Here is a 21623-nt window from a genome sequence, read left to right on the forward strand (position 1 = left end):
CACCATGAGGCCGTGCACGACGAACTGCTCACCATCGGGCGCTTCGCCCGCCTGTGCCGGCTCAGCGTCAAGCAGCTGCGGCACTACGACGAGACGGGGCTGCTGGCCCCGGTCCACGTGGACCCCGGCTCCGGCTACCGCTACTACGCGCCCGAGCAGGCGCGTGACGCCCTGAGCATCGCGCTGCTCCGCGAGATGGACCTACCTCTGGCCGTCATCGCCGAGGCCCTGGCCGCCGAGCCCGAGCACAGGGCCCGCGTCCTGCGTGCCGAGCGGGACCGGCTGGCCGAACGGATCAGCAGGGACCGGGCACGGCTCGCGATGCTGGAGCGGCTGGCGGACGGCGGCCTGCCGGGCTACGAGGTGACGATGGGCAGGGAGCCTGAGCGCCGTCTCGCGGTGGTGCGAGCGGTCTGCTCCCCCGCGGAGATCGGGCAGCGGTTCGGGGAGTGCGTGGGCCGGCTGCTGCCCGCGCTCGGCGAGGCGAGGATCGCGTGGCGGCCGCCGCTGTGGGCGCTGTACCCGCTGGATCTGGAGGAGCGGATGGAGATCGCCGTCGGGGCGGAGACACCGCACGGCGGAGCGGCGATCGGCCTGAAGTCCGAGGTGCTGCCCGGCGGACCCGTCGCCGAGACCGTGCACGTCGGGCCCTACGCCCAGCTTCCCCTGGCCTACAACGCGCTCTTCGCCGCCATCCACGAGCGCGGGCTGCGCCCGCTGGCGCCCGCGCGCGAGGCCTGTCTCGTCGGCCCCGCGGAGGCGCCGCGGGAGGAGCTCATGACCCGGCTGGTCATCCCGGTCAAGGAGCGTGGCGCGTGACCGAGGTGCCTGGCGTCGACGCCCGCGGCGGGCAGCACTGCGAGACGACGGCCCTGGGGGTGCTGCTGCGGCACCAGGGGCTCGACCTGTCGGAGCCCATGCTCTTCGGCCTCGGCTCCGGCCTGTCGTTCGTCTACTGGGACGGCAAGAACATGGACTTCCCCTTCCTCGGGGGACGGGTGAGGCCGTTCGAGCTCACCAGGAACCTGGCCGCCAGGCTCGGTCTCGACCTCCTGGTCAAGGAGACCGCCTCGCCGCGCAGGGCCTGGGAGAACGTGGCGGCCCCGATCGACGCCGGCCGCCCCGTCGGACTCCAGCTCGACAGCCACTACCTGGACTACTTCACGTCGAAGGCGCACTTCGGCGGTCATGTCGTCGCCATGTACGGCTACGACGAGCGCGACGCCCACCTGGTCGACACCGACCAGCAGGGCGGAGCGGTCGCCACCAGCCTGACCAGCCTGGCCCGGGCCAGGGCCGCGCGCGGCCCGATGACCGCCAGGCACCGGTCCTTCACGCTCACCGCCCCGCGCGACCTGCCCGCCCCGCGGGACCGGATCGTTCCCGCCATCACCGCCTGCGCCGACGCCTTCCTCAACCCGCCCATCGCCAACCTCGGCCACCGGGGCGTCGCGAAGGCCGGCCGGCTGGTCCGCACCTGGCTCCAACGCGCGGAGGACCCGGGGCGGGACCTGCCGCAGGCCGCCCGCCTGATGGAGCGGGCCGGCACCGGCGGCGCCCTGTTCCGCAACCTCTACCGCGACTTCCTCGCCGAGTGCGTCCAACTGCTCGACGACGACCACCTGCGCACCGGCCATCGGCTCTACCGCGAGGCCGCCACCCGGTGGACGGAGGTCGCGTCCCTGATCGCCGAGGCCGGCGAGACGGGCGACGCGCGGCGCCTCGAACGGGCAGGCGACGTCCTCGACGATCTCGCCCGCGTGGAACGCGAGGCCATGCGCGCGCTGAGCACCCTGGCCTGCTAGGAACTCGGTATGCCAGACGGATCGCTCCGGGGCCACGTCGCCATCGTGACGGGCGCCAACCACGGGATCGGGGCCGCGACGGCCCGCGAGTTGGCCGCACGTGGCGCGGCCGTGCTCGTCACCTACCTCCGGGTGCCGGGTACCGGCGACGGGGAGGCCGTCGCCGAGGAGATCCGCCGGGTCGGCGGGCGGGCGGCGGCCTTCGAGGCCGACCTCGGCGAGCCGGACGTCCCGGCGGCGATCTTCGACGTCGCCGAGGAGCGGCTCGGGCCGGTCGACATCTTGATCAACAACGCCTCGGGGTGGGTCCAGGACACCTTCACGCCGGAGGAGACCGACCGGTTCGGGCGTGCGTTGCGGCCGGTCTCGGCCGAGACCTGGGCCCGGCAGTTCGCGGTGGACGCGCGTGCCCCCGCGCTCCTGATCGGCGAGCTAGCCAGGCGGCACCGGGCACGCGGCGCGCGCTGGGGCCGGATCGTGGGGCTGACGTCCGGTGGCGATCTCGGCTTCCCGCGCGAGGTCTCGTACGGCGCGGCCAAGGCCGCCCAGACCGACTACACGATGTCGGCCGCCGCCGAACTGGCCGAACTCGGCATCACCGCCAACGTGGTGCACCCACCGGTGACCGACACCGGCTGGATCACCGACGAGGTCCGCGCGTTCGTCGCGTCCAGCACCACCCACTTCCACGTCGCGGAACCGGCCGAGGTGGCCAGGACCATCGCGTTCCTGGTGTCGGACGACGCGTGGCTCGTCACGGGCAACGTGATCACGTTGCGGTGAGCGAGACCGAGAGGCAGATTCACACTTGCTTTGATAAACTATGCCGCATGTTGAGTAAGGACCAGCCGGCCGTGGGCGAGGGCCCGTCGGTGCGGGTCAGCCTCTCGCTTCCCGAGGGAACAGCCGCGGCCATCCGGGACATCACGGGGCGGCGTGAGTTCTCCGCGTACATCGCCGAGGCGGTCGAGCACCGGCTGCGGAGCGAGCTGATCGCCCAGGATCTCGAGGCGTACCAGCGAGAGCACGGTCGGTTCACCGACGAGGAGCGCGCGTGGGCGCGGGCGGCGCTCACCGGAGAAGCCGACGCCTCCGGCGCTACCGCCGCGTGACGGGGACTCTCGTCCTCGATTCGGCCGGGCTTTCCGGCTACCTCACCGGGGACCGCAAGACCATGCTCCTCGTCGACGCCGCGCTGGCCGACGATCGTGGCCTCGCCATCTCCGCCGCGACGATCATCGAGGTCCAACACAAGGGCGTCTCCCGGCCACGCATGAGCTGGGTGCTCTCGCGCATGCGCGTGCACGATGTCACCAAGGACTCGGCACGCGCTGCGGCGGCCCTCCTTCAGGAAGCCGGTCTGCACGGCCACAAATACGCCATCGACGCCATGGTGGCCGAGATGGCGCTTCGGCAGTCGCCGCCCGTCTCGCTGCTCACCTCGGATGGTGACGACATGGCTCGACTGTGCGGTCGGCGCGTTCGCCTGATCACCGTGTGACGCGCCGACTCAGCCCGTCAGCGTCGCCTTCCAGATCTCCTCGCTCGGCCAGCGGTGCGCCCACTCCGACGACACCTCGTCGAACTCGCGGTGGGACGGCGCCGGGGCCTGGATCTCGATCAGGTCGTCGACCGTGAAGCCGCTGGCGCGCAGCGTCCGCAGCACCTCGCCGTGGGAGGAGATGAACTCGACGCGGTCGCCCCAGTCGACGCGGCCGAGGCCGCCGAAGTGCGGGCGGTGCAGGGTGGTCGTGGCGCTGCCGGCCGGGGAGACGGTCAGGGCGTAGAGCGGCGCGTACCGCGAGAAGACGAGCCGGCCACCGGGGCGCAGCAGGCGGGCGGCCTCGGGTATCCAGCGGTGCGGGTCGCACCAGAGCGAGGCGCCGAACTCGCTGATGGCCAGGTCGAACGAGCCGTCGGGGTAGGGGACTTTTTCGGCGCTGCCGAGGACCAGCGGGAAGTCGAGGCCGAACTCGGCCTGCATGGCGCGGGCGGTGGCCAGCTGGGCCTCGGAGACGTCGACGCCGACGGGGTGCGCGCCGGCGCGGGCCAGCCAGGCGGAGACGTACGCCGTGCCGCAGCCGAGCTCGATGACGTGGGCGCCGGCGAGGTCGGGCGGCAGCACGTTCACCTCGGACTCGGGGGTGGCCCACAGGCCCCAGCAGGGCTCCGGCTGCGCCCAGTGATCGCGGGCCAGCGGGCCGTGGTAGCCGGCCGCCGTCTCGTCCCAGTAGCGACGGTTACGTTCCACGTGGTCGGTCGGACGGGTCAGATCAGTCATGGAGCGACAGGCTAGAGGCCTCAACGACCCACCGTCACCCGGGTTTCGCGCGCGGCGGCGCGATACGCGCTGGGGGTGACGCCGAGCGCCCGCACCAGGTGCTGCCGCAGCGAGTCGGCGGAGCCGAGGCCGCTGTGGTGGGCGACGCGGTCCATCGGCAGGTCGGTGGTCTCCAGCAACTGCCGGGCGCGGTCAACGCGTTGGTGGAGCAGCCAGCGCAGCGGGCTGAGGCCGGTCTCGGCGTGGAAGCGGCGGGTGAGGGTGCGGGTGCTCACGCCCGCGTGGGCGGCCAGGTCGGCCAGGGTGAGCGGGCGGTCGAGGCGGCGCAGCGCCCAGGCACGGGTGTCGGCCAGCGAGCGTTTCTCGACGGAGACGGGCGGCAGCGGCGTCTCGACGATCTGCGGCTGGTCGCCGGGGCGCGGCGGGCCGACGACGGCGAGCTGGCCGGCCGCGGCGGCCACCGCCGAGCCGTGGTCGGTGCGGATGATGTGCAGACACAGCTCGATGGCGGCGGCCGCGCCGGCCGAGGTCAGGATCGGGCCGTCCGCGACGTGGAGCGCGTGGGGCTCGACGGTCACCGCGGGAAATCGGCGCGCGAGCTGGTCGGTGAGCCCCCAGTGGGTGGTCGCGCGCCGCCCGTCGAGCAGCCCGGCGTGGCCGAGCACGAAGGCGCCGGTGCAGATCCCGGCGGTGCGCCGCCCGGCGTCGGCGGACCGCCGCACCGCGTCGAGCACGGCCGGGTCGACGTCCTCGCGGGCCCCGCCGCCGACGACGATGACCGTGTCGGCGGCGGTCAGCCCGTCAAGACCCGCCAGGTCGTCCGGGATGAGCACGTCGGGGCCGCCGACGGCCTCGACCCGGCCCGGCCGGGCGGTGTGCGTCGTGACGCGGTACGCCGGGCGGCCGTCCACCTCGGCCGCGCCGAGCAGCATCTGGGTGATGGACAGGTCGTACGCGAAGACGGGTGGCACGACGAGGAAGGCGATACGTCGCATGGCCGGATCCTCCGGAGGCTTGGCGATCGGGGCCCTGCCGACGCGATGGCGCGGCCCGCACAGTGGGACAGCGCCCGCCGGGAACCCGATGTTCCCGGGGTGGGGCGCCTGATGATGGGGAGAAACCATGTCGCTACGGGTCATCGTGGGGGCCGGCGCCGGCGCCGGCATCGCGGCGCGGCTGTTCGCGGACGACGGGGATCGGGTGCGGATCGTCACCAGGAGCGGCGGCGGCCCCGAGCACCCGCTGATCGAGCGGATCGCGCTCGACGCGGGTGACCCGGCCAACGCGGACCGGCTCGCGGCGCTCGCCGAGGGCGCCGCCACCGTCCTCAACTGCGCCATGCCGCCGTATCACACCTGGCCGACCACGGTGCCGCCGCTCTTCCGGGCGATCCTCGCGGCGGCCGAGCGGAGCGGCGCTGACTACGTGATGCTCGGCAACTTGTACGGCTACGGCCCGGTGAACGGGCCCGTCACCGAGGAGCACCCGCTGGCCGCCACCGGCCCCAAGGGGCGGGTGCGCGCACGGATGTGGGAGGAGGCGGCCGAGGCGCACGCGGCGGGCCGGGTGCGGGCGACGGAGGTGCGGGCCGGCCAGTTCCTCGGCGCCGGCGTGCTGTCGATGTTCTCGCTCACCGTGCAGCCGCAGGTGCTCGCCGGGCGGCTGGCCCTCACTCCGCAGGAACCGGACACGCCGCACGGTTACGCCGCGATCGGCGACGTGGCCAGGGCGCTGGTGGCGGTGGCGCGGGACGACCGCTCCTTCGGGCGGCCGTGGCACGCGCCGGCGATCAACGTCGCACTGCGGGAGGTGGCCGGCCGGCTCGCCGAGCTGGCGGGGGCGCCGGAGCCACGGCTGGCGACGATGACCGACCGGGAGCTGGCGCTGCTCGGCTACACGGACCCGATCTGGGGCGAACTCGAGGAGACGGCGTACATGTCGCACCGGCCGTTCGTCATCGACGCGTCGAGGGTCGAGGAGACGCTGGGCGTGAAGACGACCCCGCTCGACGAGGTGTTGAGCGAGGTGCTGGCCTGACCGGAGGGAACTCTGGAGCGGGTGACAGGAATCGCACACTGCGCCTCCCCCTTGGAAAGGGGGTGTTCTGCTACTGAACTACACCCGCGCGGCGGGGAGTTGGCCCCTTCCGGCGCCGCTTCCGACCGCGTGCCCCAAACACTAGCCGATCATGGGGAGTTCACCAAAACGAGCGGCGGCGCAGTCCGCCGCCGCTCGTCAGGTGACGCCTGGCCTCAGGCGAAGAGCGCCCGCAGCGCGCGCCCGTGGGCCTCGCGGAGCTCGGCCAGTGGGATGCTGAACTGGTCCTGGAGCTCGATCGCGTCGCCGTCGATCACGCCGATGCGGGTGGCCGGCTGGGAGCGGGCCACGCACATGTCGGTGAAGCGAACCTCCTCGCTGCGCGGCACCGCCACGATGGCGCGGGCCGTGGACTCGGAGAACAGGAGCGTGAACGGGTCGACACCGTCCGGCACGACGAGCCGGGCGCCACGGCCGCCGCGCAGGCAGGACTCCACGACGGCCTGGATCAGACCGCCGTCCGAGAGGTCGTGGGCGGCATCGATCATGCCGTCGCGGGAGGCGGCGATCAGGATCTCCGCGAGCAGCCGCTCCCGCTCCAGGTCGACGCGCGGCGGCAGGCCGCCCAGGTGGTCGTGGACCACCTGGGACCAGGCCGAGCCGCCGAACTCCTCGGCCGTGTCGCCGAGGAGATAGATCAGCTGGCCGGCCTCGCGGAAGGCCATCGGGGTACGGCGGGTCACGTCGTCGATCACGCCGAGCACGCCGACCACCGGGGTGGGGTGGATGGCGGTCTCGCCGGTCTGGTTGTAGAGCGAGACGTTGCCGCCGGTGACCGGGGTGCCGAGGACCTGGCAGGCGTCGGCCAGCCCACGCGTCGCCTCGGCGAACTGCCACATGACCGCCGGGTCCTCGGGCGAGCCGAAGTTGAGGCAGTCGGTGACGGCCAGCGGCCGGGCGCCGGTGGCGGCGACGTTGCGGTAGGCCTCGACGAGGGCGAGCTGGGCGCCGGCGTACGGGTCGAGCTTGGCGTAGCGCCCGTTGCCGTCGGTGGCGATGGCGACGCCGAGGTCGGTCTCCTCGTCGACGCGGATCATTCCGCCGTCCTCGGGCTGCGCGAGCACCGTGTTGCCCAGCACGTACCGGTCGTACTGGTCGGTGATCCAGGACTTGTCGGCCTGGTTCGGGGAGGACACCAACGCCAGGACCTGGGCGCGCAGCTCGGCGGCGTCGACGGGGCGCGGCAGGGCGCCGGCGTCGTCGGCCTGGAGCGCGTCCTGCCACTCGGGGCGGGCAAAAGGCCGCTCGTAGACCGGGCCCTCGTGCGCGACGGTGCGCGGCGGTACGTCCACGATCTGCTCGCCGCGCCAGTAGATCTCCAGCCGGTCGCCGTCGGTGACCTCGCCGATGACGGTGGCGATCACGTCCCACTTGGCGCAGATCTCCAGGAAGCGGGCCTCGTGCTCGGGCGCGACGACCGCGCACATCCGCTCCTGCGACTCGCTCATCAGGATCTCCTCGGGGGAGAGCGAGGCGTCGCGCAGCGGCACCGCGTCGAGGTCGATCCGCATGCCGCCGGAGCCGGCCGAGGCCAGCTCGGAGGTGGCGCAGGAGAGCCCGGCGCCGCCGAGGTCCTGGATGCCGGTGACCAGGCCCTCGGCGAAGATCTCCAGGGTGCACTCGATGAGCAGCTTCTCCTGGAACGGGTCGCCGACCTGGACGGCCGGGCGCTTGGCGGGCTTGCCCCCGCCGTCGAAGGTCTCGGAGGCGAGCACGGAGACGCCGCCGATGCCGTCGCCGCCGGTGCGGGCGCCGTAGAGGATGACCCTGTTGCCGGGTCCCGTGGCCTTGGCGAGGTGGATGTCCTCGTGCCGCATCACGCCCACGCACAGGGCGTTGACCAGCGGGTTGCCCTGGTAGCAGGGGTCGAAGACGACCTCGCCGCCGATGTTGGGCAGGCCCAGGCAGTTGCCGTAGCCGCCGATGCCGGCGACCACGCCGGGCAGCACCCGGTGGGTGTCCGGGTGGTCGGCGGCGCCGAAGCGCAGCGGGTCCATCACGGCGACCGGGCGGGCGCCCATCGCGAGGATGTCGCGGACGATGCCGCCGACGCCGGTGGCCGCGCCCTGGTAGGGCTCGATGTACGACGGGTGGTTGTGCGACTCGACCTTGAAGGTGACGGCGTAGCCCTGGCCGACGTCGACGACGCCGGCGTTCTCGCCGATGCCGACCAGCAGCGCGTCGTTGGCCGGCGCCTTCTCGCCGAACTGCCGCAGGTGGACCTTGCTCGACTTGTAGGAGCAGTGCTCGGACCACATCACCGAGTACATGGCGAGCTCGGCGCCGGTCGGGCGGCGGCCGAGGATCTCCACGATCCGGTCGTACTCGTCCTGCTTGAGGCCGAGTTCGGCCCAGGGCAGCGGGGTGTCCGGGGTCTCGGCGGCGTGCTTGACCGTGTCGAGGTTGGTCGAGGTGGGGTGCGAGGTGGGGTGCGAGGTGGGGTGGGTCGGAGACATCAGGCGACCAGCTTCTTCAGGACCGAGGTGAAGAACCCCAGGCCGTCCGTGGTCGGGCCGGTGAGGGCCTCGACGGCGTGCTCGGGGTGGGGCATCAGGCCGACGACGTTGCCGGCCGCGTTGGTGATCCCGGCGATGTCGCGGCGGGAGCCGTTGGGGTTGACGTCGAGGTAGCGGAAGACCACCCGGCCCTCGGCCTCCAGCTCGTCCAGGGTGCGCTCGTCGGCGACGTAGCCACCCTCGCCGTTCTTCAGCGGGATGGTGATCTCCTGGCCGGCCGCGTAGTCGCCGGTCCAGGCGGTGGCGGTGTTCTCCACGCGCAGCCGCTGGTCGCGGCAGATGAAGTGCAGGTGATCATTGCGGGTCAGCGCGCCGGGCAGCAGATGCGATTCGCACAGCACCTGGAAACCGTTGCAGATGCCCAGTACCGGCAGCCCGACCCCGGCCTGGTCGATGATCGTTTCCATCACGGGTGAGAATCGGGCGATCGCGCCGCAGCGGAGATAGTCGCCATAGGAGAAACCGCCGGGCAGGATCACGGCGTCAACCTGACGCAGGTCTTTGTCGCCGTGCCAGAGGGCCACCGGCTCGGCTCCGACGAGCTTTACCGCACGCGCCGCGTCACGGTCGTCGAGGGAGCCGGGAAATGTGACGACTCCTACACGAGTTGTCACCGGACGGCACCCACTTCCTCGACTCCCTCTTCGACGCGGACGTGGAAGTCCTCGATGACGGTGTTGGCGAGAAACGTGCGGGCGATCTCGCGGACCCGCTCCAGGGCCGCCTCGTCCACGGGTCCGGCCAGCTCGAGTTCGAAGCGCTTGCCCTGGCGGACGTCGGCCACGCCCTCGAATCCGAGGCGGGGCAGGGCGCGCTGGACCGCTTGGCCCTGGGGGTCGAGGATCTCCGGCTTGAGCATGACGTCGACTACGACGCGAGCCACTGGTACTCCCGGTGATGGTGCGGTGATGGTGTGCATGACGCACCGCTCAGCCTACCGGGCGAGGAAATCTACCCGGGTAGATAGGTGGGCTTCGGTCACGTTAAGGTATCGAGCCAGGAAACCCCTCCAAGAAACGTGGAGGAAAAAGTAGTGTCCCGGTGCGGCGCGACCATGCGAGCATGACGCGATGTCGAATTCGTCCTCTTCGCATTAGCCCGCGGATCCAGTACAAATTAAAGAACCCTCGCTCACGATCTATGGGAGAGCGCGCGACGTAGGGCCGCGGCTCCCCCTCCCGAAAGGACCGATATTCGTGGCACAGCGTGTAGTCGTCACTCTCGCCGACGACATCGACGGTGGCGAAGCGTCCGAAACGATTGTCTTCGGCCTCGACGGGAAGAGCTACGAGATCGACCTCAGCTCCGACAACGCGGCGAAGCTGCGGACCACGCTCGCGCCCTACGTGGAGGCCGGGCGCAAGCGGGCGAAGTCCGGCAAGGCCTTCCACCACACCGCCGTGGCCCCCGATCCCAAGACGGTGCGCGCCTGGGCCGAGTCCAACGGCTTCGGGGTGCCGGCCCGCGGCCGCATCCCCAGGAAGGTCTACGACGCCTTCAACGAGGCCCACACCTCCGGCCATTGAGCCGACTTGCCATGAACCCGGGGTGATCGGCTAGAGTCTGGAGCGCGCCGCAGGGAGCGGAGCCGGAAGGCCCCAACCCCAGGCCGCGCGGGTGTAGTTCAGTAGCAGAACACCCCCTTTCCAAGGGGGAGGCGCAGTGTGCGATTCCTGTCACCCGCTCTGGCCACTGGACCAGTCCTCAGGATGAGGTACAGTGGGGGCACACGCGGACGTGGCTCAGTTGGTAGAGCATCACCTTGCCAAGGTGAGGGTCGCGAGTTCGAATCTCGTCGTCCGCTCAGTGTGAAGGGCCCGGTCTTCTGGACCGGGCCCTTCGTCGTGTTCGCGTGGGCGGGGCTGACATTTGTCAGGTGGAAGTCCTGACTTTCGGCAGTACCGGGCGGGCGCGGCGCCGGCCAGTCTGGTCCGTGGGAATCAGCGGCGGTCACGGAGGTCATGATGTGGGGGTTCGGCTGGCTGGAATCCGCGCGGCGCGGCAGCCAGCTGACGCGGGTCCACCAGTTCACGCGGTCCTCGCTGTACCTGTTCTGCGTGATGGAGGCGGCCCTGATCGCCTTCGTGCTCCCGCGGTACCGGGACGAGAGCTCGGCCTGGGCGCTGCTGGCCACCGGCGCGGTGGGCGCCGCCCACGTCGTGGGGCAGACGCTGCTGACCAGGGAAGGGCTGCGCCACTACCTGGGCGGCCGGCCGCGCCCCGACCGGTTGCTCGCCGGCTACACGGGGCTGACGCTCGCCGCGATCGCCGTGCCGGTCGGCGCGGTCGCGGCCGACGCGCTGCCGTTGGCCGCGGCCTCCGCGTTCGTCGTCTACGTCACCATGTACTTCGCCGCCCCCGTGTCGCTGGCCCTGCCGGTCCGGCGGGCGCTGGCGCTGCTGCTGCTGCCGCTGGCCGCGGCGGTGGCCGGTCTCGCCGCGGTGGGTTCCACCGCCGTCGCGCTGGCGGTCATGGTGGCCGTCACGGGGGTGGCGGGCGCGGGGTTGGGTGTCCTGCCCCGGGCCTCGGCGTGGACGCTGCGGGTGATGGACCGGCTGGACGCGGCGCGGGAGACGGAGGCGCGGCTCGCGGTGGCCGAGGAGCGGCTGCGGTTCGGCCGCGACCTGCACGACGTGCTGGGGCGCAACCTGTCGGTGATCGCGCTCAAGAGCGAGCTCGCCGTGGCGCTGGCCCGGCGCGACGGAGCGGGGACGGAGGCTGCGGTGGTCCAGATGACGGAGGTACAGCGGATCGCCAGGGAGTCGCAGGCCGAGTTGCGCGAGGTCGTGCGCGGCTACCGCGTGGCCGACCTGCACGCCGAGCTCGCCGGCGCGCGGGGGGTGCTCGAGGCGGCGGGCATCAGCTGCCGAATAGAGGACGGGGCGGCGGCCGAGCTGCCGCCGGCCGTGCAGTCGGCGCTCGGCTGGGTCGTGCGCGAGGGCACGACCAACGTGCTGCGGCACGCGGACGCGGCGCGCTGCGTGGTGCGGCTGCGGCGGCGGCCAGAGCCGGACCGGGTGGTGCTCGACATGGAGAACGACGGGGTGCACGGGATGTCCGGCGGCGAGCGCGGCTCCGGCCTCGCCGGCCTGCGGGAGCGGCTGGCGAAGCTCGACGGCTCGCTCACCGTCGGCGGCGAGGACGACGTGTTCCGGCTGACCGCCGAGGTCCGGCTCGGGAGCGACGCGTGATCCGGGTGCTGCTCGCGGACGACGAGCACCTGATCCGGGGGGCGCTCGCGGCGCTGCTCGGCCTCGAGGACGACCTGACGGTGGTGGCCGAGGCGGCCACCGGCCCCGAGGCCCGGGCGATGGCCCAGGCCCACCGCCCCGACGTGGCGGTGCTCGACCTGGCGATGCCCGGAGCCGACGGGGTGGCCGTGGCCACCGCGCTGCGGTCCGAGGTCCCCGGGTGCGCGGTGCTGATCGTCACGGGCCACGCGCGGCCCGGGCATCTGAAGCGGGCGCTCTCCGCCGGGGTGCGGGGCTTCCTGCCGAAGACGGTGTCGGCGTCCCGGCTGGCCGAGATCATCCGCACGGTGCACGCGGGCCACCGCTATGTGGACCCCGCGCTCGCGGCGGACGCGATCAGCGCGGGCGACTCGCCGCTGACCGAGCGGGAGGCGGAGCTGCTCGAGCTGGCGGCGGACGGGGCGCCGATCGTGGAGATCGCGCAGCGCGCCAACCTGGCGCCCGGCACCGTGCGGAACTACCTGTCGTCCGCGGCCACCAAGCTCGGCGCCGAGAACCGCCACACGGCGGTCCGCCTCGCCCGCGAGCGCGGCTGGGTGTAGCCCTCCCGGCAGGCCGCTCCACGGGGGAGCGGTAGCGTGGCGTGGTGGCGGACGTGGTGATCGTGGGGTCGGGGCCGAACGGGCTGGCGGCCGGGGTGGTGCTGGCCCGGGCGGGGCTCGAGGTCGCGGTGTACGAGGCCGCGGCGTCGATCGGCGGCGGGCTGCGGAGCGAGAGCCTGTTCGACGAGCGGATCACGCACGACCTCTGCTCGGCCGTGCACCCGATGGCGGCGGCCTCGCCGTTCTTCCGGGAGTTCGACCTGGCCGCGCGCGGCGTCGAGCTGCTGCGCCCCGAGATCTCCTACGCGCACCCGCTGGACGGCGGGCGGGCGGCCGTGGCCTTCCACGACCTGGAGCGCACCGCCGACCGGCTCGGTCCTGACGGGAGGCGCTGGCGGCGGCTGATGCGGCCGCTGGTCGAGCACAGCGCGGGCGTCACCGAGCTCCTGCTGTCCGGGCAGCGTGCCCTGCCGCGCGACCCCCTGGCGCCCTTCCTGCTCGCCGGCCGCCTGCCCCGGCAGGCCACCCGGCTCTCGGCCGGTGTCTTCGCCGGCGAGGAGGCGGCGGCGCTGCTCGCCGGGGTGGCGGCCCACGCCCTTGGCCGGCTGCCCAGCGTGCCGGCGGCCGCGGTCGCGCTGCTGCTCGGGCACCTGGGCCACGCCGGCGGCTGGCCGCTGCCGCGCGGCGGCAGCGGGCGGATCGCGGCGGCCCTCGCCGACGACATCCGGGCGCACGGCGGCGTGCTGCACACCGGCCACCGGGTCACCGACCTGCGGGAGTTCGCCGGGGCCCGCGCGGTGCTGCTGGACACCGGCGTCCGCGAGCTGCTGGCCATCGCCGGCGACCGGCTGCCCGCCGGGTACGCGCGGCGCCTCGCCCGCTTCCGGCACGGGCCGGCCGCCGCCAAGGTGGACTTCCTGGTGTCCGAGCCCATCCCCTGGGCAGATCCGCTGGTCGGCCGGGCCGGCACCGTGCACCTCGGCGGCACCCGGGCCGAGATCGTCCGGCAGGAGACGCTCGCCGCCCGCGGGGTGCCGACGGACGAGCCGTTCGTGCTGCTCGTCGACCCGGCCGTCACCGACCCCGGGCGTGCCCGGCCGGGCGCCAGGCCGGTGTGGGCGTACGCGCACGTGCCGGGCGGGGACGACCGGGATCCGCTGCCGCTGGTGCGGGCCCAGATCGAGCGGTTCGCGCCCGGCTTCGGGGAGACCGTGCTGCACGAGCGCGCCATCGCCGCCGCCGACTACGCGTCCCACAACCCCAACTACGTCGGCGGCGACATCTCCTCCGGCGCGATGACGCTCTACCAGAGCGTGGCCCGCCCGGTGCCCAGGTTCGACCCGTACCGCACGCCGCTGCCCGGCGTGTTCCTGTGCTCTGCCGCCACCCCGCCGGGCCCGAGCGTGCACGGGATGTGCGGTCTTCTCGCGGCCCGCTCGGTGCTGCGGCACCGCTTCGGGGTGCGGACGCCGCCCTCGCTCGCGCCCAAGCCCTGAAGAGCCCTGAGGAGCCCTGAGGCCGTCAGATCCAGCCGCGTTCGCGGGCCAGCAGGGCCGCCTGGGCGCGGCTGCCGGCGCCCAGCTGCCGCATCAGGTCGGCGACCCGGCGCCGATAGGTGCGGACGGAGACGCCGACGGCGCGGGCGCCGGTCTCGTCCAGGCTGCCCGAACACATGGCGGCCAGCACCCGCCGCTCGGTCTCGGGGAGCCCCGCCGGGCGCGGGTAGGGCTCGGCCTGCGCCCAGGCCCGCTCGAAGAGGCCGGCGACGCTGGCGATGATGCCCGGCTCGGTGACGACCAGGGCGCCGTCGTCGAGGACGTCACCGCGGGCCGGGAGCAGGGCGACCAGGCGGTCGCTCATCAGCAGCCGCTCGGTGGCCTCCGGCACCAGCCTGACCCCCGCCCCGTGGCGGGCGAGTTCGGCGAGGTAGGCGGCGGTCGGCGGATGGTCGAGGCTCGCGGCCACCATGATGCTGCGGAACCGCACCCCGCGCCGCAGGCAGCGCAGCGCGATGGGCCTGGCGAACGCCAGGTACTCGGGGGTGATCGCACGCCAGGGCGTCATCGAGAGCACCTCGTCGCACGCCTGGAAGGCCCAGTCGGTGACCCGGTCGCGGATGTCCGCGAGGTCGGTGACGCGTTCGACGCCCGGGCGGCCGGCCGCCGGCCCCCGCGCGGTCGCCGCCTCGGCGCGCAGCGAGGCGAGCGACGCCATGAAGCGGCCGGACTCGTGGCCGGTCTCCCCGCCGGTGCGGGCGGCGCCGGCCAGCCTGGCCATCGCGGTCTCCGGGCGCGCGGGCGCTATGCGGCCGCCTGGGACCAGCCTGACCAGGCCGAGACCGCGCAGTCTGCGCAGTCTCGGCAGGGCGTCCACCGGGTCGAGCCCCAGGGTCGCGCACAGCTCGGCCAACGTGGTGCGCGGCCTCCGGAGACAGTGCCGGTACACCCTCTCGTCCTCACCGGACACGCCGAGGAACGACAACGCGCTCTCCCCCATGACCCACCTCTGACGCAACCGCTTTCGCCGTCTTTGCTATCACCCGATTCGGCGAGCGGCGTGGGCTGTGGTTCGTCCGGAAGTGGACCGTGCCGGCTCGGTGACATTCGTCGCCGAGCCATGACGTCGGCGCGGGAGACGGCGGGTCAGTCGGCGGCGCGGTCCCAGGGCACGCCGGTCAACCTGCGGTAGACCTCGACGTACCGCTCCCTGGTGCGCTCGACCACCGCGGCCGGCAGGTCAGGGGGCGGCGCCTCGCCCGCCCGGTCCCAGCCGGACTCCGGGGAGGACAGCCAGTCGCGCAACACCTGCTTGTCGTAGGGCTTCTGCGGCCGGCCAGGCTGCCACTCGTCCCCGCTCCAGAACCGCGAGGAGTCCGGGGTCAGCACCTCGTCGGCCAGCACCAGCGGGGCGTCGTCCTCGGCGCCGACGGCCCGGCCGAACTCGAACTTGGTGTCGGCCAGGATGATCCCGCGGTCCCTGGCGACGTCCCGGGCGCGGTTGTAGACGGCGAGCGTGGCCTGGCGCAGCTGGGCCGCGGTCTCGGCGCCAACCTTGCGGGCGATCTCCTCGTAGCTCACGTTCTCGTCATGCTCGCCCACGACGGCCTTGGTCGCGGGGGTGAAGATGGGCGCCGGCAGCTCGGAGCCGTCCTCAAGGCCGGGCGGCAGGGCGAGCCCGCAGACGGTGCGGTCGCGCTGGTACTCCTCGAGCCCGGAGCCCGTGAGGTAGCCGCGGGCCACGGCCTCGACGGGGATCATGTCCAGCGACTGGCAGACGGTGACGCGGCCGGCCCAGTCGTCGGGCGCGCCGGCCGGCGGCTCGGTGGAGATCACGTGGTTGGGCACCAGGTCGGCCAGCTGGTCGAACCACCACAGGGAGAGCCTGGTGAGGATCCGGCCCTTGTCCGGGATCGGGGTGGGCAGCACCCAGTCGTAGGCGGAGACCCGGTCGCTGGCGACCATGATCAGTTCGCCGGCCCGGTTCCGGTAGAGATCGCGTACCTTCCCGGTGTGCAGGTGCTCAAGTCCGGGCACCTCGACGGGCTCGGGCTTCTCGACGAATCCTGGCACAGCGCCTCCTGGCAACTCTGGGGTTGATGGGCCGCTTCGGGGGTGGTTGATCTCGCGCCCCTATTGTCCCGCAGGTCAGGTGGCACCCCCGCCACGGGGCGCCGGTACACCGCGTCCCACCGCGCCCCCGCCGCCGGTCGTGGCTAGTCGCGCTTGCAGATACGGTCCAGCAGATTGGCCGTCGCCTTCTGGATCCTGGGGTCGAGGTAGCCGGGGCGGCCGAGCGCCGGCGACCAGGCGAAAGTGCCGGACGCGAAGACCCAGGCGCCGCTCGGCGCCCGGTAGAGCGAGGTCTCCTGGTGGCGGCGGGCGCCCCCGTCGTCCTCGTAAGGGGAGTGGGCGAGCAGCACCCGGCTCACCGAGTCCGGCAGGGCGGTGCGGGGGAAGTACCGGTCGGCCTCGCCGGCCACCAGGCCCGGCAGTTCTGCGCCCTCCGTGACCCCGGTGGCCTCCCACAGCCAGTGGTCGGCGTTGCGCACCACCAGCGGGTGCGGGCGCGGCACCCGGCCCGCGTACTGGATGCCGAGCAGCAGCTGCTCCGGCTGGCCCTGCTCCCGCCACAGCACCGCGCGGCCCGGGCCCTGGCGCTTGCGGCAGCTCAGCAGCCGGTCCGGGTCGCCGGAGGGCAGCGGGCCGAGCGCGACCTGCCAGTACATGGTGTTGGCCGACAGGAAAACCAGCGAGGTGCCGCCGTCGCGGGCGCGCTCGACGGCGGTGCGCATCTCGCGCGACCAGTACTCGTCGTGGCCGGAGAAGATCAACCCCCGGTACCGGGACGGGTCGACGCGGCCGGCGTGCAGGTCGCGCGCGGTCGCGTAGGCGAGGTCGTAGCCGTACCGCTCGGCCCAGCGGATGAAGTCGTAGGCGTGGCCCACGTGCAGCGGCAGCCCGGCGCCCGCGTAGGGCCGGTCGAAGGAGACGGTGACGGCGGCGTCGTGCTCGCCGAGCAGCCGGCCGCCGGCGTCCCAGGCGTGGTAGAGGCTGGCGCCGCTGCGCCCGTCCTCGGGGAAGAGGTTGTACGCCTGCCAGGTGACGTCCGGCAGCACGAGCAGCAGGTCGGCCGGGTTGTCGTCCCTGACGGTGAACGGCACGTGTGAGCGGTGGGCGCCGTCCGCCGTGGTGAGGACGGCGACGTGGGCGCCCGGCTGCCAGTCGGCGGGCACCTGGAACCGCCAGGAGAGCCACCAGTGGTGACAGGAGACGGTGCGGCCGGCGATCAGCGGCGCCGACTGGCGGGTGCCCATCAACCTGGGGCTGTGCGTCAGGAGTTGCGCGCCGTCTCCGGCGAAGTGGCCGATCCGGTAGATGTCGATGGTGAACTCGCGCGGCGGGTTGACCGTGACCCGGAAGTCCAGCGGGTGGCCGGGCGCCACCGCGCCGTCGGGCACGAAGCCCTTGATCTGGCAGGCCACGTCGTCCGCGTTCGTCGGCCCTGACGGCCGCGTCGGCACCGCGTGGTCGCTGCGCCTGAACTGGCTCTCGTCCCCACGGAACCAGGGCAGCGGCCCCTGCCCGAACGGGTCGGAGACGGCCTGGGTGAGCGCGCCCGACTCCCATCGCCCGATGCGCTCGGTGCTCTTACTCAATCTCCCCTCCCTACACCTCCGTCGCCTGTGGGACCCCCCAGCACATCACATCCCGCGAGTGCTCGGTCACCAGTCGTCGCGGCGTTGACCGGAGATGGTGGCCCGATAGTGGCGCCAACCGGGCAAACTGTCCAGAGTCCTCGGCGAGTTGCGCCGGCGCGCCACCGACTCCCCGTCAGCGCCTCACGTCAGCACCATGCGTCACATCACGCGCCACACCTCGTGTCACACCAGGCGCACCGGCTTGTCGGCGCGCGCGCCGACGCCGGCCAGCCAGTCGTGCAGCGGACCCGGGTCGCCGTCGTCCACCAGGCTGCACACCGGCGCCACCACGTCCTGCCGCCGCTTGCCGTCCGCCAGCAGCACCGGGCCGTCGAGCCAGTCGAGGCCGGGCACCGCCGCCGAGGTGTCGGCCGCCGCGCAGCAGACCGCGGCCGCGACGTGCTCGACCAGCGACTCCCGCTTCTCGCCGCGGCCCGCGCCAGCGGCCAGCCGCTCGGCCAGCGCCTCCACGCCGTGGTCGGTGGCCGCCGCGTCCGCCAGGCGCTCCAGGACCCAGGCCAGCGTCGGCGTCTCGGCCGCCTCGAGCGCGGCGAACAGCCGGGCCGCCCGGTCCCGCCAGATGCGGTCCACCACCTCGTCCGGATAGGCCGCCCAGTCCACCGGGGCCCACCCGGCGGGCAGCGGGGCGCCCGGCACCCCGTGCAGCAGGCGGGCGGCGAGCAGCGAGATCTCGTCGTCCATCGCGCCCGGCTCGTCCAGCAGATCGCAGGCGGGACGCTCACCGAGCCGGGCCGCGAAACCCTCGGCGAGCCGGTCCCTCCTGGACAGCTCGGTGAGCGCCGCGACCACGCCCGCGTTGAGCCCGCGCGGCCAGCGGCCGATGCGCCAGGCCGGCGACGCGACCCTGGTCAGCAGCCGGTCCCAGCCGGCGTAGGCCAGGCCGACCTGCTCCTGGGCCGAGGTGCGCAGCGCCGGATCGACGCCCTGGGCACGGCCGGCGGCGGCCAGCGCCACGCCGCGCTCCATGTCGGCGGTGTGCCGGGCGGCGGCCCGCAGCAGCAGCCGGGCCGCCAGGCCGGCGAACGCGAGCAGCGGCCGGCGCGACGCGGAGCCGCCGGCGGCGAGCCCCGCCGTGGCGTCCCAGGCGCGGACGCAGCGGCGGGCGGCCGCGATGTCGGGGTGAGCCGAGGGCCCGGTGCCGGCGACGACGGGCGCGAGCAGCGCGCGCAGCTCGCCCACCCGCAGCCACCACAGGAACGGCGAGCCGATGACGAGCACCGGCGCGCCCGGCCGCGCCCGGCCGGCGCGCGGCGGCTCCTCGAGCCAGCTGTCGCAGTCGGGGGTGAGGGCGATGCCGGCGGGTGCCGGCACGTCGAGGCGCTCGGCGAGGTCGCGTATCAGCCCGTGCAGCGCGGGCGCGGCCCGCTCGGGCACCTCGACCGTGGGCGTGACGACGGGCCGCGCGCGGGCGATCACCAGGCCGGCGGCCGCGGCGACGACCAGCACGGCGAGGGCGAACTCGGCCACCGGCCAGCGGACGGCCCGCCCGGTGCCGGTGGCGAACAGCACCACGGCGACGGCGGCCGGCAGCAGCGCCAGCGCCAGCGCGCCGTCGCGCACCCGCAGCACGGCCAGCGCGTGATCCCGCGCGGAGTGTTCGGCGCCGCCGGCTTTACGCGCCCCACGCTGCACCATGGCCTGCCCTCCGCTCTTCCGACGCCGCCGACCGCCCTGACCGTTCTCCCACTGTCGCACCGAGCACTGACAACGCAACGCACGGTGATCCGATCGCCGTAGGGAGGGGCCGGGCGGAGGGGCGAATCACATTGCGCCGCACCCTAGTTGGGCGCGACTGGCGCGTCAGCCGGTCAGCGGATCGGTCACTCGATGGTGGGGCTTTGGGTAAAGGAGGGCACTAAGGCGGGGCCGATGCTGTCGGCGCTCGGTCAGCCGGCCGCCCGGGCGGCGATGTCGGTGCGGTGGTGCGAGCCGGCGAGCCGGATCCGGCCGACGGCGCGGTACGCCAGCTCCCTGGCGGCCGCCAGGTCGGGCCCGGTGGCGGTGACGGACAGCACCCGGCCGCCGGCGCTGACGATCCGGCCGGCGTCGTCCCTGCGGGTGCCGGCGTGCAGCACGTAGGCGTCGGGCGCGTCGGTGGCGGCCACCTCGTCGAGCCCCTCGATCGGGTCGCCGGAGCGCGGCGCCTCCGGGTAGCCCTCGGCCGCCACCACCACGGTGACGGCCGCGCCCTCGCTCCAGCGCAGCGGCGGGAAGCCGGCGAGCTCGCCGGTGGCGGCGGCCAGCAGCAGCGCGGCCAGCGGGGTACGGAGCCTGGCCAGCACCACCTGGGTCTCCGGGTCGCCGAACCTGGCGTTGAACTCCACGACCCGCACCCCGCGCGAGGTCAGCGCGAGCCCCGCGTACAGCAGGCCGACAAACGGCGTACCGCGGCGCCGCAGCTCGTCCACGGTGGGCTGGAGGACGGTGGCGAGCACCTCGTCGACGAGGTCGGGCTCGGCCCAGGGCAGGGGCGAGTAGGCGCCCATGCCACCGGTGTTGGGGCCCTGGTCGCCGTCGTGGGCGCGCTTGAAGTCCTGCGCGGGCTGGAGCGGGACGACCGTCTCGCCGTCGGTGACGGCGAACAGGGACACCTCGGGGCCGTCCAGGTACTCCTCGATGACGACGCGCTCGCAGGACGCCGCATGCTCCCTGGCGCGGGCCAGGTCCTCGGTGACGACGACGCCCTTGCCCGCGGCGAGGCCGTCGTCCTTGACGACGTAGGGCGGGCCGAACGCGTCGAGCGCCTTGGCGGCCTCGTCGGCGGTGAGGCAGACGTACGACCTGGCGGTCGGCACGCCGGCGGCTGCCATGATCTCCTTGGCGAACGCCTTGCTGCCCTCCAGGCGTGCCGCCTCGGCCGAGGGGCCGAAGACGGGGACGCCGGCGGCCCGCACGGCGTCCGCGACGCCCGCCACGAGCGGGGCCTCGGGACCGACGACGACCAGCTCGGCGCCGAGCCGGCCGGCGAGCGCGGCCACGGCCGCGCCGTCCAGCGCGTCGACCGGGTGGGTGGTGGCCACCTCCGCGATGCCGGCGTTGCCGGGCGCGCAGTGCAGCTCGGTAACGGCCGGGTCGCGGGAGAGAGCGTGGCACAGGGCGTGTTCGCGGGCGCCGCCGCCGATGACAAGGATCCTCACGCCAGGCAGCCTAACGGCGCGGGCGCCGTGCCCCGACTTTCACCCTTTCGAGTGACACCTGCTCCTGGCGGAGCGAACGCCTCGAAGGGACCTCGGCCACGGCCGGCCCTTCCCCGACGGCCGCGACACCGTGTGCGGCCCGCGGCGGAGCGGCCCGCGGCGGAGCGGCCCGCGGCGGAGCGGCCCGCGGCGGAGCGGCCCGCGGCGGAGCGGCCCGCGGCGGAGCGGCCCGCGGCGGAGCCCCGGGAACGCCGCCGGAGGTGGCGGCCGAGCCCGCCGCAGGCGGGACAGGCGCCCCGTGCTTGGCCGGGCACGGCCGGGGCGCCGCCGGGCGGGACGAGCAGCGGGCCCCACCTCTCCGCCCGCCACAGGACTGGGTCGACGAATCACCCGCGACGTCCATCTGCCCCGGGCGGAGACCGGAGCCCAGCTCACGGTCGCCCCCCACCAGGGCGAGGCGACGACCGGGCCGGTCCGGGCCGCCCGGTCACACCACCGGCGACCGGGGCGGAGCCCCGGGCGGGCGGCGACCGCCCACGTGGTCGGCCGCGCACGGCCACGTGCGACTAGGCGTGCTGTCCGGTCGATCTTTTCGGATCAGGCCGCGGCGTCGGACGCGGTGCTCCCCCAGACTTCGTCTGGGGGAGTCAAGGCCTCGGAAAGATCGGCCGGACAGGGCCTAGCTGAAGACGATCATGGCGCCCTGGGCGAGGCTGCGGGTGGCGGCGGTGTGGAGGGAGAGCCAGACGTGGCGTTCGCGTGCGAAGGGGTGGTCG

The 21623-nt window shown here is 74.0% G+C and carries 20 protein-coding genes and 3 tRNA genes; 12 read left to right on the forward strand and 11 right to left on the reverse strand.

The window, feature by feature from the left end:
* The first annotated feature begins 12 nt into the window (after positions 1-12).
* The 5 genes from E1265_RS08260 to E1265_RS08280 all read left to right on the forward strand — a co-directional run bounded on the left by E1265_RS08260 (position 13) and on the right by E1265_RS08280 (position 3306).
* Positions 13-819: a MerR family transcriptional regulator gene (locus E1265_RS08260; protein ID WP_132929590.1), complete on the forward strand. Its 807-nt coding sequence runs from the start codon at positions 13-15 to the stop codon at positions 817-819.
* Positions 816-1805 carry a BtrH N-terminal domain-containing protein gene (locus E1265_RS08265; protein ID WP_132929591.1) on the forward strand — a complete coding sequence of 330 codons (990 nt, stop codon included), beginning with the start codon at positions 816-818 and terminating at the stop codon, positions 1803-1805. Before E1265_RS08260 ends, E1265_RS08265 begins: the two co-directional genes overlap by 4 nt.
* Positions 1806-1814: 9 nt before the next feature.
* Complete coding sequence (locus E1265_RS08270) at positions 1815-2588, forward strand: SDR family oxidoreductase (RefSeq protein ID WP_132929592.1); 774 nt, start codon at positions 1815-1817, stop codon at positions 2586-2588.
* A 47-nt stretch (positions 2589-2635) separates the two neighbouring features.
* A complete protein-coding gene (locus tag E1265_RS08275; protein ID WP_207931002.1) occupies positions 2636-2917 on the forward strand; it encodes a hypothetical protein in 282 nt (93 codons plus the stop codon).
* Positions 2918-2979: 62 nt separating this feature from the next.
* Entirely contained in the window at positions 2980-3306 is a 327-nt protein-coding gene (locus tag E1265_RS08280; protein WP_243740618.1) for a DNA-binding protein, read from the forward strand.
* Between the two features lie 9 nt (positions 3307-3315).
* Here the strand turns inward: E1265_RS08280 and E1265_RS08285 are convergent, their stop codons facing one another.
* Both E1265_RS08285 and E1265_RS08290 read right to left on the reverse strand, forming a co-directional pair.
* Positions 3316-4086 carry a class I SAM-dependent methyltransferase gene (locus E1265_RS08285; RefSeq protein WP_132929593.1) on the reverse strand — a complete coding sequence of 257 codons (771 nt, stop codon included), beginning with the start codon at positions 4084-4086 and terminating at the stop codon, positions 3316-3318.
* A 20-nt stretch (positions 4087-4106) separates the two neighbouring features.
* Positions 4107-5081: a helix-turn-helix domain-containing protein gene (locus E1265_RS08290; protein WP_132929594.1), complete on the reverse strand. Its 975-nt coding sequence runs from the start codon at positions 5079-5081 to the stop codon at positions 4107-4109.
* A 127-nt stretch (positions 5082-5208) separates the two neighbouring features.
* On the opposite strand from E1265_RS08290, the gene E1265_RS08295 reads away from it, so the two are divergent.
* The gene (locus E1265_RS08295) at positions 5209-6123 is read left to right on the forward strand and encodes an NAD-dependent epimerase (RefSeq protein ID WP_132929595.1); all 915 of its coding nucleotides are present in this window, start codon (positions 5209-5211) and stop codon (positions 6121-6123) included.
* Positions 6124-6136: 13 nt separating this feature from the next.
* Here E1265_RS08295 and E1265_RS08300 read toward each other — a convergent pair.
* The 4 genes from E1265_RS08300 to purS form a co-directional block, all read right to left on the reverse strand.
* Positions 6137-6211, reverse strand: a tRNA-Gly gene (locus E1265_RS08300).
* A 127-nt stretch (positions 6212-6338) separates the two neighbouring features.
* The gene (gene purL / locus E1265_RS08305; RefSeq protein ID WP_132929596.1) at positions 6339-8639 is read right to left on the reverse strand and encodes a phosphoribosylformylglycinamidine synthase subunit PurL; all 2301 of its coding nucleotides are present in this window, start codon (positions 8637-8639) and stop codon (positions 6339-6341) included.
* On the reverse strand, positions 8639-9313 hold the full coding sequence (purQ, locus tag E1265_RS08310; protein ID WP_132929597.1) for a phosphoribosylformylglycinamidine synthase subunit PurQ: 675 nt from the start codon (positions 9311-9313) through the stop codon (positions 8639-8641). The genes purL and purQ overlap by 1 nt, the downstream gene beginning before the upstream one ends.
* A complete protein-coding gene (gene purS / locus E1265_RS08315) occupies positions 9310-9582 on the reverse strand; it encodes a phosphoribosylformylglycinamidine synthase subunit PurS (RefSeq protein WP_243740619.1) in 273 nt (90 codons plus the stop codon). The genes purQ and purS overlap by 4 nt, the downstream gene beginning before the upstream one ends.
* A 313-nt stretch (positions 9583-9895) precedes the next feature.
* Between purS and E1265_RS08320 the strand changes: the two genes are divergently transcribed.
* The 6 genes from E1265_RS08320 (at position 9896) to E1265_RS08345 (ending at position 13988) form a co-directional block, all read left to right on the forward strand.
* Positions 9896-10225 carry an Lsr2 family protein gene (locus tag E1265_RS08320; protein WP_132929599.1) on the forward strand — a complete coding sequence of 110 codons (330 nt, stop codon included), beginning with the start codon at positions 9896-9898 and terminating at the stop codon, positions 10223-10225.
* An 87-nt stretch (positions 10226-10312) separates the two neighbouring features.
* Positions 10313-10384: transfer RNA gene (locus tag E1265_RS08325), tRNA-Gly, on the forward strand.
* 46 nt (positions 10385-10430) lie between these two features.
* Positions 10431-10503 (forward strand) — tRNA-Gly (locus E1265_RS08330).
* A 157-nt stretch (positions 10504-10660) separates the two neighbouring features.
* Positions 10661-11890, forward strand: a complete 1230-nt coding sequence (locus E1265_RS08335) for a histidine kinase (RefSeq protein ID WP_243740620.1) — start codon at positions 10661-10663, stop codon at positions 11888-11890.
* Entirely contained in the window at positions 11887-12492 is a 606-nt protein-coding gene (locus E1265_RS08340) for a response regulator transcription factor (protein ID WP_132929600.1), read from the forward strand. Before E1265_RS08335 ends, E1265_RS08340 begins: the two co-directional genes overlap by 4 nt.
* Before the next feature lie 44 nt (positions 12493-12536).
* Positions 12537-13988: an NAD(P)/FAD-dependent oxidoreductase gene (locus E1265_RS08345; protein WP_207931003.1), complete on the forward strand. Its 1452-nt coding sequence runs from the start codon at positions 12537-12539 to the stop codon at positions 13986-13988.
* A 25-nt stretch (positions 13989-14013) separates the two neighbouring features.
* Here the strand turns inward: E1265_RS08345 and E1265_RS08350 are convergent, their stop codons facing one another.
* From E1265_RS08350 to purD, 5 genes are all read right to left on the reverse strand, one after another.
* Positions 14014-14988 (reverse strand): response regulator transcription factor, encoded by a 975-nt coding sequence (locus tag E1265_RS08350; protein ID WP_132929602.1) that lies wholly within the window; start codon positions 14986-14988, stop codon positions 14014-14016.
* A gap of 146 nt (positions 14989-15134) precedes the next feature.
* On the reverse strand, positions 15135-16061 hold the full coding sequence (locus tag E1265_RS08355) for a phosphoribosylaminoimidazolesuccinocarboxamide synthase (protein ID WP_132929603.1): 927 nt from the start codon (positions 16059-16061) through the stop codon (positions 15135-15137).
* Positions 16062-16204: 143 nt separating this feature from the next.
* Positions 16205-17647 carry a N,N-dimethylformamidase beta subunit family domain-containing protein gene (locus tag E1265_RS08360; RefSeq protein ID WP_132929604.1) on the reverse strand — a complete coding sequence of 481 codons (1443 nt, stop codon included), beginning with the start codon at positions 17645-17647 and terminating at the stop codon, positions 16205-16207.
* A 225-nt stretch (positions 17648-17872) separates the two neighbouring features.
* The gene (locus E1265_RS08365; protein ID WP_132929605.1) at positions 17873-19345 is read right to left on the reverse strand and encodes a hypothetical protein; all 1473 of its coding nucleotides are present in this window, start codon (positions 19343-19345) and stop codon (positions 17873-17875) included.
* Positions 19346-19596: 251 nt separating this feature from the next.
* Positions 19597-20847, reverse strand: a complete 1251-nt coding sequence (purD, locus tag E1265_RS08370) for a phosphoribosylamine--glycine ligase (RefSeq protein ID WP_132929606.1) — start codon at positions 20845-20847, stop codon at positions 19597-19599.
* Positions 20848-21623: the final 776 nt, after the last annotated feature.

This window comes from Streptomyces sp. 8K308 (genome assembly GCF_004348315.1).
Classification (GTDB): domain Bacteria; phylum Actinomycetota; class Actinomycetes; order Streptomycetales; family Streptomycetaceae; genus Streptomyces.